The organism is Loigolactobacillus bifermentans DSM 20003 (assembly GCF_001434575.1).
Lineage (GTDB): Bacteria > Bacillota > Bacilli > Lactobacillales > Lactobacillaceae > Loigolactobacillus > Loigolactobacillus bifermentans.
In genome coordinates this window covers 58,330-70,971 of sequence record NZ_AZDA01000093.1, presented here as the reverse complement: position 1 = coordinate 70,971, position 12,642 = coordinate 58,330, and the positions used below count along the sequence as shown (strand labels likewise).

9 protein-coding genes are annotated in these 12,642 nt (G+C 42.2%); all 9 read right to left on the bottom strand.

Annotation, left to right across the window (positions count from 1 at the left end):
- Positions 1–109 precede the first annotated feature (109 nt).
- The gene (locus tag FC07_RS11030; RefSeq protein WP_057905162.1) at positions 110–4,459 is read right to left on the bottom strand and encodes a PolC-type DNA polymerase III; all 4,350 of its coding nucleotides are present in this window, start codon (positions 4,457–4,459) and stop codon (positions 110–112) included.
- A gap of 69 nt (positions 4,460–4,528) precedes the next feature.
- On the bottom strand, positions 4,529–6,199 hold the full coding sequence (gene proS / locus FC07_RS11025) for a proline--tRNA ligase (RefSeq protein WP_057905161.1): 1,671 nt from the start codon (positions 6,197–6,199) through the stop codon (positions 4,529–4,531).
- A 49-nt stretch (positions 6,200–6,248) separates the two neighbouring features.
- Entirely contained in the window at positions 6,249–7,520 is a 1,272-nt protein-coding gene (gene rseP, locus FC07_RS11020; RefSeq protein ID WP_057905160.1) for an RIP metalloprotease RseP, read from the bottom strand.
- Between the two features lie 40 nt (positions 7,521–7,560).
- Positions 7,561–8,343 (bottom strand): phosphatidate cytidylyltransferase, encoded by a 783-nt coding sequence (locus tag FC07_RS11015; RefSeq protein WP_057905159.1) that lies wholly within the window; start codon positions 8,341–8,343, stop codon positions 7,561–7,563.
- Positions 8,344–8,364: 21 nt separating this feature from the next.
- Positions 8,365–9,129, bottom strand: a complete 765-nt coding sequence (locus tag FC07_RS11010) for an isoprenyl transferase (protein ID WP_057905158.1) — start codon at positions 9,127–9,129, stop codon at positions 8,365–8,367.
- Between the two features lie 144 nt (positions 9,130–9,273).
- Positions 9,274–9,834: a ribosome recycling factor gene (gene frr / locus FC07_RS11005; protein WP_057905157.1), complete on the bottom strand. Its 561-nt coding sequence runs from the start codon at positions 9,832–9,834 to the stop codon at positions 9,274–9,276.
- Positions 9,834–10,559, bottom strand: a complete 726-nt coding sequence (gene pyrH / locus FC07_RS11000; protein ID WP_057905156.1) for a UMP kinase — start codon at positions 10,557–10,559, stop codon at positions 9,834–9,836. The genes frr and pyrH overlap by 1 nt, the downstream gene beginning before the upstream one ends.
- 167 nt (positions 10,560–10,726) lie before the next feature.
- Complete coding sequence (gene tsf / locus FC07_RS10995; RefSeq protein ID WP_057905155.1) at positions 10,727–11,611, bottom strand: translation elongation factor Ts; 885 nt, start codon at positions 11,609–11,611, stop codon at positions 10,727–10,729.
- 97 nt (positions 11,612–11,708) lie between these two features.
- Positions 11,709–12,521: a 30S ribosomal protein S2 gene (rpsB, locus tag FC07_RS10990; protein WP_057905154.1), complete on the bottom strand. Its 813-nt coding sequence runs from the start codon at positions 12,519–12,521 to the stop codon at positions 11,709–11,711.
- Positions 12,522–12,642 lie beyond the last annotated feature (121 nt).

Genomic DNA, 12,642 nt, shown 5'->3' with positions numbered 1-12,642 from the left:
AGAGCGAGCATCCCTGCTCACTCCCTACTCAAGTCTCAAATACTGTAATTAGTATAGCATATTCAAACAATCCGCGCAACTACGGGCTTGCATTACCTGAAGGGCCTGATCACATCATGTCAAACAGTGACAATTGATTCTCATCTGGCATGCCATCTAAAACATGATTGTCCGTTAAATACTCAATTAACGTTTTTGAAACTTTTCCGCGTTTGCTCAAATCTTCCTTTGAGAGGAAGGGCTTTTCTTCACGGGCCGCAACGATTTGTTTGGCCACGCTTAATCCTAAGCTTGGAACTGCTCGGAAAGGTGCCAATAATGTTTTGCCATCTGCTTCAATTAAAAATTCTGATGCATCTGACTTTTCAACATTGACCATTTCAAAACGATATCCACGTTCCAACATTTCATTTGCGATTTCTAAAACCGTTAGTAAATTTTTTTCTTTTGTAGAGGCTTCCATGCCTTTATCCGTAATTTCTTTCATCGACGCTTTCACGGCATCTTTGCCATGAGCCATGGCAACCAAATCAAAATCATCTGCCCGCACCGTAAAGTATGCCGCATAATAAAGAACAGGATAATAGACTTTAAAATAAGCCACGCGCAAGGCCATTAAAATATAAGCTGCCGCATGGGCCTTCGGGAACATGTATTTGATTTTCAAGCATGAATCAATATACCAAGCGGGTACGTGTTCGTTATCCCGCATGGCCTGCTGCCAATCGTCTGGGATCCCGCGACCTTTCCGCACACGTTCCATAATATTAAATGCAAGCGAGGCTTCCATCCCATAGTGAATTAAATCCAACATAATGTTATCCCGACAGCCGATAACATCTTTTAATGTGACGGTACCTGCTTGAATCAATTCTTCCGCATTCCCTAACCACACATCAGTGCCGTGAGACAAACCAGAGATCTGTAATAATTCAGAGAACGTGGTGGGTTTGGTTTCTTCTAACATTCCACGTACAAACCGCGTCCCAAATTCAGGAATCCCTAACGTACCTGTTTTTGAAAAAATCTGTTCAGGTGTCACACCTAATACATCGGTGCCGGAAAAAAGTGACATGACCTTAGGATCCACTGGCGGAATCGAAGTCGGTTCAATGCCTGATAAATCTTGCAGCTTACGAATCATGGTCGGATCATCATGGCCTAAAATATCCATTTTCAAAATATTATCATGAATCGAATGGAAATCAAAGTGACTGGTTCGCCAAGGTGCACTTTGGTCATCGGCTGGGTATTGAATCGGTGTAAAGTCATAAATATCCATATAATCTGGTACGATCAAAATACCGGCGGGATGCTGACCTGTCGTGCGTTTAACACCGGTGGTGCCCTTCGCTAACCGATCGATCTCCGCACCACGTAATGTTTGACCAGTGTCTCGCTCATACGCTTTAACATAACCGTAACCGGTTTTATCTGCAACCGTACCAATCGTTCCGGCCCGAAAAACGTTATTTTCACCGAACAATACCTTCATATAGTTATGGGCAATCGGCTGATAATCCCCGGAGAAGTTTAAATCAATATCAGGGACCTTATTCCCAGTAAACCCTAAGAACGTTTCAAATGGAATATCGTGACCATCTTTCGCCAATTCTGCCCCACAGTTCGGGCAGTTTTTATCTGGCAGATCATAGCCTGAACCATATTCCCCTTTATTGAAGAACTCTGTATAATGACATTCCGCACAGCGGTAATGTGGCGGTAACGCATTGATTTCCGTGATCCCCGCTAAGTAAGCCACCAGGCTAGAGCCAACCGACCCTCGTGAACCAACCAGATAGCCGTCCTTCATACTTTTATGCACTAACTTTTGGGCAATCAAATAATGAACAGCAAACCCATTTCCAATAATACTTTGTAACTCTTTGTCAATGCGCGCTGCCACAATCTCAGGCAGTTCATCCCCGTACAACGCATGGGCCGTATTATAAGTACGATCGCGAATTTCATCATTAGCACCTGGCATTTCAGGTGTATAAAGTTTTTCTTTAACTGGCGTAATGTCCTGAACTTGTGCCGCAACTTGTTGGGGATTCGTGACAACCACTTGTTGCGCAACGGCAGGGCCTAAGAATTGGAAGCTTTGTAACATTTCATCTGTCGTTCTAAAATGAACATCTGGTAAGTTAATGCGATTCAGTGGATTCGCACCACCTTGTGAATTGATCAAAATTTTACGATAAATTTTATCTTCCGGATTCAGATAATGAACATCCCCTGTGGCTAAAACAGGAATATTTAAATCAGTCCCAATTTGAACAATTTTTCGGATAATATCTTCTAAGTCATCGTTATTATTGACCAAGCCTTGTTCCAATAATGGTGCATAAACTGGCTTTGGCATAATTTCTAAATAGTCATAAAAGCGCGCCTTTTTACGAGCTGCTGCTGACCCTTTTTGCATCATTGCCGTGAAGACTTCCCCATTACTACAAGCAGAACCCACTAAAATACCTTCACGATACTGACTCACTAAACTTCTGGGGATCCGAGGCACACGATAAAAATAATTCACCATAGAAGCTGAAACCAACTTAAATAGGTTTTTCAATCCTGTTTGCGTTTGTGCAAGTAACACGGCATGAAATGGCCGAGCCTGTTTATACGCATCATTTTCCCCAACATGATCATTCAGTTGATCGAGGTACTGAACATCAAAGCGCGCCGCTGCATCTTTTAAGAAAATATACATTAAATGGCCGGTGGATTCCGCATCAGCATTTGCCCGATGGTGGTGTTCCAAACTGACTTTAAACCGCTTGGCCAACGAATCCAACTTATGATTTTTAAATTCAGGATGCAAAAAGCGCGCCAGTTCCAACGTATCAACAATTGGCACGGTTACTTCACCTAGCCCGTGTCGTTCATAGCCAGCATTTAAAAATCCAATATCAAATGTGACATTATGACCGACTAAGACACAACCCTGATAAAAAGCCTGAAATTTTTCAAATGCTGCTTCTTCGGTGTTTTGGCCGCGAACCATTTCGTCGGTGATGCCCGTTAAATTAATCGTCGTTTCTGATAACGGATGTCCCGGATCGATGAATTCTTCAAACTCCGCGATCACTTCGCTCCCCTTCATCTTAACGGCAGCTAATTCAATAATTGAATCATAAACGGCTGATAGACCTGTGGTTTCCGTATCAAATACAACATATTCTGTTTCTGGGTCCAATAATGAGATATGTTCTAAATTATAGGCAACGGGTACGCCATCATCGACGACATTCGCTTCAACCCCGTATAAAATCTTGATTTTATTTTTTTGACCTGCCGCATAGGCTTCCGGAAAGCCTTGTACAGCACCGTGATCCGTGATAGCAATTGCCGAATGGCCCCACTTGGCAGCCTGTGCCACGTAATCACTAATACTATTCGTGGCATCCATTTGACTCATATTACTATGCAAATGAAATTCAACCCGTTTATGTTCTGCCGGTGCTTGGTCTTGACGTGTCGCATGTTGAATTTCTTGAATATCTCGGGCATTTAAAACCAAGTCATGCATAAAACTATCTTCTTGAATACTACCTTTGACACGAACCCATATTCCTTTTTTAACAGCAGCAAAAAGCGCAGCCTCCTCATCATTTCGAGAAAACTTTTTAACCGTAAAGGAAGATGTATAATCTGTGAATTTAAAAATCAGTAATTGTCTTTTTGAGCGTAACACGCGAATTTCAGCATCAAAAACATAACCTTCTAAAACCAAATTATTTTCTTCTTCATTGATTTCTACCATCCGTTGCTGCTGATTACTGGCATTGATTGGACGACCAATGGCCACTGGTCCTTCAACTGCACCTTCGTCGGCCTGCTTCTTTTCACGTTGACTGGCCGCTTTTTTTAAATTAACAGCCGCTTGTTGGGCGAGTGCTGCATCGGTTTTTGCTTTGTTAGCTTTAAATTCTTCAATTTTTTGCTGCGACGCTGTTTCATCAATTAACGTATGAATTGAAATATTCGGAAAACCAGCCTTGTGATATGCTTCCTCAATTGGCCCTAATGCCTGGGTGGTTAAAAACTTTTGAATCACTTCATTTTCAGCTAACAACAACACCCGCTTATCTTCCAAATAGGGCTGCCCTTTTTGACAAAGGTCTTGTACCAACGGTGATTGAATCCCACTGGTCTTCACCACGTAGGTCCAATAATCCCCTAAGTTTTGATTGGTCAACGTCGCTTGGCGCGTTTTAATTGAAAAATCAACCTTCGCAATATCCGTAAAGCCTTGCTGCAATTGTTGCCCAAAATTAATAAATTCCTGATAAGGCAAAATATCAGCAAGCTCAAATTCAAATTGCCAAACGCGCGACTTTTGATGCACGATCACTTGCGTTACCTGAGCCTCATTAAATACTGAGGCGTCTGTAACGGGCTGATAGTGGATCTGATCCAATAGTTTTGTAAATAATTCGACCTTTGATAGACTCAAATTAGCCATCCTTTCTATTTCTAAAAAATAAAGATGAGACAAGCGGTACCTGTCTCATCTTTACAACGACTAATCGTTATTTTCTGCGGTTAATTGCTGTAATAAGATCTCAATGTTCGCAACAACTTCCGATTTCTGAACTTCGATCACTGCTCCGGTACGACGTAATTTGATTTCAACAATCTCATCTTCCGCCTTTTTACCCACGGTGATCCGCATTGGGATGCCAATCAAATCTGAATCAGCAAATTTAACACCAGCACGTTCTTGACGATCGTCCAGTAACACGTGATAACCCGCTGTTTCTAGCATCGACGTGATTGTCTCAGCAAGATCAGCTTGCGCCTTATTTTTGACATTAACGGGGATCACATGGATATCAAATGGTGCAATTGCCTGCGGCCAAGTTAGCCCTTGCACATCAGACCATTGTGCGGCCAATACATTGAACAAGTTCGTAAAATCAAATGTGTAAGTCCCCAGTGTCAAAAATTGACTGCGACCATTTTCATCTAAGAATGTTGCCTGCTGGGCTTCGCTATAACGTGTCCCTAACTTGGCTAGCGTCGCAACTGGAACGCCCTTAGCAAACTTTAAGACCCCTTCACCATCTGGCGATAGTTCTTGTTCCCTGACAAGACGCAGGTCCGCAAATGCTGCCGGCGTAAAGTCGCGCTTTAAATTTGCATGCTGATAATGATAACCATCCTGATTGGCACCAACCACCACATTCGTTAACGCTTTAAGCCGGAGATCGGCTATAATCTGAACCGTATCTGGCAACCCGATTGGTCCTAAGGAACCAAAATTAGCGCCTAAAAATTGTTGCGCCACATCGTCTGTTGCCAGCGTCACAGCCTGCGCGCCTAACGCCCGTTGCAATTTTGTTGTGCTGACTTCATCCTCGCCTTGCACCAAGGCCAAAACAGGTTGCTGATCAGCGATAAATAACATGCTTTTAACGGTTTGAGCAGGCGTTACGTTAAGAAACGCAGCCACATCCGCAATCGTTTTGACACCAGGTGTCGCAATTTTTTCAAGTGGTTCAGCTGACGTTGCCGCCACAGTTGCCAAATCCAAGCTGGTTGCAACTTCTACAGTGGCAGCATAGTCACTTTCCGTTGAAAAAGCAATCGTCTGTGTGCCAACATCCGTCAGTACCACTAAAGCGGTGGTGTCCTGGGCCGCTTGCACCAATTTAAACGTCAGACCACAAGTTGTCAAAACATACTGAAACGCTTTTTCAATTTGCCGCGTCACTTGCTCGGTTTGAGCCGTCGTCGCACAAAATGCCGAAACAGTTGCTTGCAACATTTCTCGATGATGTTGTAACCCATTAAAATACATTTCAGGTTGAAAGGCTGGTTGAATATGATACAACACTTGCGGTAACTTTTTATACGAATTCAACTGATCCTTCACCAGATCCGTTAACACCGCATTGGGCTGTGCGCCTAATCCATATTGATGTCCTTGAATATCTGTCATTTGAAGCGGTGTAGTTTCTGTCGTCGCAGTCAAAGTGGGCATCATCATTTCTGCAGCGTTGACTTGCGCTAATTCATGGTGTAATTGCCGTTTTAATTTTGTCAAAACGCGATAAGCCAACGGTAAATACGCATAATTACCAGTCGACGCTTGCCGAATATACCCTGCCCGTAACAATAACTGCTGACTTTTAACCGTCGTTTCATTGGGTGTTTCTTTCAAAGTCGGTGAAAATAGTTTTGATTGTTCCATTCTCAAAACTCAACTCCTCACAGTTCCGTTTCTTAATCGAAGATACCTACTAGCGAATAAAGAAGCGTTGAATATCATTCCAAGTGACTAAAATCATTAACAACAACATTAAACCGAAGCCAACCATGGTAATCAGCCCTTCCTTTTCAGGACTCAACGGTTTACGCCGAATTGCTTCGACAATGTTTAAGATAATTTTACCACCATCCAAGGCTGGAATTGGCAATAAGTTCATGATGCCAACACTGACAGACAAGTACGCCATTAAATTGATCACCGTTGGAACACCGCTATGTGCCGCTTGTGATGTCATGGCATACATCGCCACTGGTCCACCAAAATCATTAATATTGAAACCGTGCACAAACATACCGCCGATCACCTTAAACGTTTGACTGACAATATACCAAGGCTGTGTAAACCCATATTTGAGCTTACCTGCTAAACTGTTATCACGTGCACTAGCAACGCCTAGTAAGCCCACTTTTTTACCATTTGACTTGGTTACAGCTGGCGTTACGTGAAGCTGGCGTTTTTTGGTCCCACGTTGCACTTGCAATGTGATCTGCTTACCAGGATAGCGATTGATTGTCGTTGCCATTTCAGTAAAAGTGCTCATCTTATGGTCATTGATCGCCACGATCTGATCACCAGCCTTTAAGCCCGCCTTTGCGGCAACAGAATGTGCTTGAATTTGACCTAATTCGGTAGTATTTAACGGAATCCCACCGGCTAAAAAAGCCATCACAATAAAGGCGACAATCCCCAGCACCATATTGTTAAAAATACCAGCAGCATTGATCAACAAGCGATGCGGAATCGACGCCGATTGAAATTGAACATCTCGCGGCGCAATCTGAACCTCAGTACCAGTACTTTCAATAATCGTGGCATCATGATCCACCTGATAAGTTTTCGTAACCGAATCATCACCGTCCGCATAACCGCTGATCTCCAAGCGATCTTCTAGATCCACTTGGCCGATTTCAAATGGGATACCATCCGTCAAGGTCACTTTATGACTGGTATTGATCCGCGTTACTTGCGCTTGATCATTTAAAATCAAGGTTACGGCAGTGCCGGGTTGAAGTGACTCATCCTGTTCGTCAACAATCCCCGCCATCCGAACGTAGCCCCCTAAAGGTAAAATACGTAACGTATAGGTTGTTTCATTGCGACGCCAAGCAACCAGTTTTGGACCCATGCCAATTGAAAATTCACGTACAAGGACCCCTGAATGTTTTGCCATATAAAAATGACCAAACTCATGTACGAAAACAATTACACCAAAAATAATTATAAAAACAATCAATGTTTCCACAGAGTTGCCCCCTTTATGACAAAATAATCACACCTGTTTGTTAAATTAAAGTGAACAAATGTAAAATTGGTAAAACAAATAATAAACTATCAAAACGATCTAAAATACCACCATGACCTGGCAAGATCTTCCCAGAATCTTTAACACCATAATACCGTTTATAAGATGATTCGACTAAATCACCTAATTGACCAACAACTGAGAACAATAAGGTTAACAACAGCATCAGTGGCCAAGTGTAGATTTGCAATTCCGGTACGAAATAGGTAAAAGCACCGCCAATAATCACGGCACATAAGCTACCACCAATCGAGCCTTCCCAAGTTTTATTGGGGCTGATCTGCGGTGCTAATTTATGCTTACCCAGCTTACGACCAATTTGATAAGCACCAATATCAGTTGCCCAAATGACAAATAGAATATACAGTAACATCGTTAAGCCAGTTTGACGTGCCGCAATAAAGTAATGGAAGCCAGTCCCAATATAAGCCGCCGCCAAAACAGTTACCCCAACGTCATCAAAATTAATTTTATTCCGTGAGAAAACCATATTGACCAGTAAAATCATAATAAATAAATAGAAGAAATACAACCGATTGACACCTGCCGGTAACCAGCTATCAGGTACCATGATGGCCAGTAATGCCAAGGCCCCTAACGCTGCTTCAAGCGAAACAATGATCTTCTTTCGCATAATAAAAATCTCTGATAAACCAACTAATCCTAATAATACCGCCATAATATCAAAAATGGTGCCCCCAAGAATGACGATTGGAATAAAGAGAATTAAAGCAACTACTGCTGTAATCACGCGTTGCCGCATAAAACCACTCACTTCACTTTCTTATTTTTTGACGCCACCAAAACGCCGGTCACGCTGTTGAAATTCTTGAACTGCTTGATCAAAATCTTGATCACTGAAATCTGGCCATAAGCGATCGGTAAATACGAGCTCGCTATATGCGATTTGCCATAATAAAAAGTTTGAGATCCGCTCCTCACCACTGGTTCGAATCAACAAATCTGGATCGGCATAAGGCGCCAAGGGAGCCGTCATCAGTGCTTCAGAAAAGGTTGTATCTGAAATATCTGCCGGTGCTAATTGCCCTTGTTGAACTTTGGTTGCGATTCGTTGGACAGCCGTCACAATTTCAGCGCGCCCGCCATAGTTAAAGGCAAAGTTCAACACCATCCCATTGTTTTGCGCAGTGTCTGCAATTGCTTTATCCACTGCCTGCTGTGTTTTAGCTGGTAAACGGTCATGATACCCCATCACGTTAACCCGGACGTTTTCTCGTACCAACTCTGGCACAAATTTGTCGAAAAAGTCCACCGGTAATTGCATTAAATAATTAACTTCTTGATCGGGTCGTTTCCAATTTTCCGTCGAAAAGGCATACAATGTTAAAACTTTCACACCTAAATGACTTGCATGTTTTGTAATCTGTTTAATCGTCTCCACGCCTGCTTTATGTCCAAAAACGCGAGGTCGGTGCTTCTTTTGTGCCCAGCGGCCGTTGCCGTCCATAATAATGGCAACGTGTGCTGGTATTCTTTGCGGATCTATCGCAACTTGCTCTGAATCATCAGTTTGCCGAAAAGAGAACACAGAAATCCCTCCTGTCAAATTATAAAAGCCAAGACTCATTGTATCAAAAATGTACCAGTCTGACTATCTACCCATTAAAATCCAATGAATAATTAAAAATTTACAAAAAAACGCTGCCGAATCATCAGCAACGTTTTTGTAAGCTTAGTCCGTTAAGATTTCTTTTTCTTTATCAGCAGCAATACCATCAAGTCGCTTCGTCGATTGATCCGTTAGCTTTTGTGCTTCTTCTTCAAGCCCGTGTAATTGGTCTTCAGTTAATTCATTGCTCTTTTCACGTTTCCGTAACGATTCAATGGCATCACGACGCACATTGCGAACCGCGATCTTAGCTGTCTCGGTTGACTTTTTGACTTCTTTTGCCAACTCTTCACGCCGTTCTTGTGTCAATTGTGGAATCACAAGTCGAATCACAGAACCATCATTGGCAGGTGATAAGCCTAAATCAGATGCCAAAATGGCATGTTCAATTTCTTTAAGCAACCCTTTGTCGTAAGGCGTGATCATTAAAACCCGTGCTTCAGGAATCGTGACCGTTGCCACTTGATTAATCGGTGTTGGAACACCATAATATTCAACCATGACCCGGTTGAGAATGCTGGCATTTGCACGACCAGCACGAATTGAACCAAGTTCACGTTGTAATGCTTCCTCAGCTTTTTGCATTTTGGTTTTTGCTTCTGTTAATGCAATATCTGTTGCCATTATGCTTTCCCCCTAATTGTCGTCCCAATTTGTTCGCCTTCAACGACCCGTTTAATATTACCGGATTCATTTAAGTTAAAGACGACCAATGGAATATCATTGTCCATTGACAAGGAACTAGCCGTTGAATCCATGACTTGTAAGCCTTTGTCAATAATATCCAAGTGTGTTAATGAATCATACTTCACAGCATCTGCATCTTTATTTGGATCTGCTGAATAAACACCATCCACATTATTCTTAGCCATTAAGATTACATCTGCATTGATTTCAGCAGCCCGTAATGCAGCCGTTGTATCGGTTGAGAAATATGGATTCCCAGTCCCTGCTGCGAAAATAACCACCCGGTTCTTTTCCAAATGACGGATGGCCTTCCGACGAATGTAAGGTTCAGCGATTTGACGCATTTCGATAGACGTTTGAACCCGTGTTGGGACACCCTTTTGTTCCAAGTTATCTTGTAATGCTAATGCATTCATTACAGTTGAAAGCATGCCCATATAGTCTGCTTGTGCCCGTTCCATACCCATTGCAGCACCAGTTTGACCGCGCCAAATGTTACCGCCGCCACAAACAATGGCGATTTGAATGCCTAGATCATAAACATCCTTGATTTCTTGGGCAACATCCTTAATAACATCTGGGTTGATGCCAAAGCCTTTTTCGCCAGCAAGTGCTTCGCCGCTGACCTTCAACACGATCCGTTTATACTTAAATTCTGTCATGATTTGCTTAACCTCCGCTATTTTACATCTATTCTAGCATATCCCAACGTTTGGGCCTAATTTAGTTATGATAAATGGCATCAAAAAAGTGAGACCTTAACCTAAATCAATAGGCCTTTTGGCAGACCAATACTGATCTGTTGGGTCTCACTTCCTTTAAGAAATGATTAACGATTTAATTCGCTTTGGATTTCAGACAAGAAATCTTTTTCTTGTTTTTCAATTCCTTCACCAACTTCATAGCGTACAAAGCCAGTGACATTCCCGTTATGGGCTTTAACAAATTGGGCAACCGTTTGATCTGAATCCTTGATAAATTCTTGATCATCTAAGCAAATTTCAGCTAAGAATTTGTTCAAACGACCTTCAACAATTTTTTCAACGATTTTTTCTGGTTTGCCTTCAGTTTTAGCTTCTTCCACTAATTTAGCTTTTTCAGTTGCTAATGTTTCAGCAGGTACATCTGCACCAGAAATGTATTGTGGGTTGATTGCTGCAACGTGCATGGCAACGTCTTTTGCTGTTGCATCGTCACCGCCATCTAAAACAGTGATGGCAGCAATCCGGCCGCCCATGTGACGGTAAGAACCGAAATGACCATCAGCACCTTTTGTTAATAATTGGAACCGACGGAAACTGATTTTTTCACCAATTGTCGCCGTTGCATTGACAACTGCATCTGCAATTGTTGTGCCATCAGCAAGTTTAGTGGCTTGTGCAGCATCCATGTCAGCAGGCTTGTTTGCAGCGATTGCATCTGCAATTGATTGCACTAGGGCTTGGAAATCTTTGTTGTTTGCCACAAAATCTGTTTCTGAGTTAACTTCGATAACAGCTGCAGTATCGCCATTGATCGCAATGTCAGTTAAACCCTCAGCAGCAACACGACCACTCTTCTTAGCGGCAGTTTTGACACCTTTTTCACGCAATAATTCCATTGCTTTATCCATGTCACCTTCAGCAGAAACTAAGGCCTTTTTAGCTGCCATCATCCCAGCGCCGGATTTTTCACGCAATTCTTTAACTTGTGCTGCAGTAATTTTAGTCGCCATATTCGGTACGACCTCCTTTAAGTTTTAAAAAAGAGGTTGCCTTACACAGGCTTGCACGTGCCGACCTTTTAAGACAACCTCAATGTTTTAGATAAAATTAGTTATTACGATTGTTGTTTTCAACTGCTTTTTGTAAATCAGCTAAGCTTTCGTTGCTGGCAACTTCATCAGTTGCTTCAGCAGCAGGTTCTTCAGCATTAGCGGCAGCAGCATTCACTTCTTGTTCTTCGCCTTGACGGCCTTCAACAATGGCATCAGCCATCTTAGAAGTGATCAAACGAACGGCACGAATTGCGTCATCGTTTGAAGGAATGATCACATCAATATCATCTGGATCGCTGTTTGTATCAACCATTGCAACGATTGGGATGTTTAATTTATGTGCTTCTTGAACGGCGATCTTTTCTTTGCGAGGATCAACGATGAATAATACATCTGGGATCCGAGGCATATCTTCGATACCGCCTAAGAATTTTTCGAGTTTTTCTTGTTGTTTCTTTAATTTAGAAACTTCTTTTTTAGGTAATTTTTCAAAAGTACCGTCTTCGCCCATTTGTTTGATTTCTTTCAAACGTGCGATCCGCTTTTGAATTGTTTGCCAGTTCGTCAAAGTTCCACCTAACCAACGATGGTTAACGAAATATTGACCGGCACGTGTTGCTTCTTCAGCAATTGAATCTTGGGCTTGTTTCTTAGTCCCAACAAATAAGATCACGCCACCATCAGCTGCCGTGTTTTTAACAAAGTCATAAGCATTGTCAGCTAATTTAACTGTTTTTTGTAAATCGATGATATAGATACCATTACGTTCTGTAAAAATGTAAGGTTTCATCTTAGGGTTCCAACGACGTGTTTGATGTCCAAAATGAACACCAGCTTCAAGCAATTGCTTCATAGTAATAACTGCCATGTGTAAATTCCTCCTTGGTTTTTCCGCCCTGCCGCTCAATTAATAAGTGAACTCGATCGAGCACCACGCTTATTATCACAGCAGGTGTGAATTGGTTGCTTTTTAGCACCGAGTTTTATGA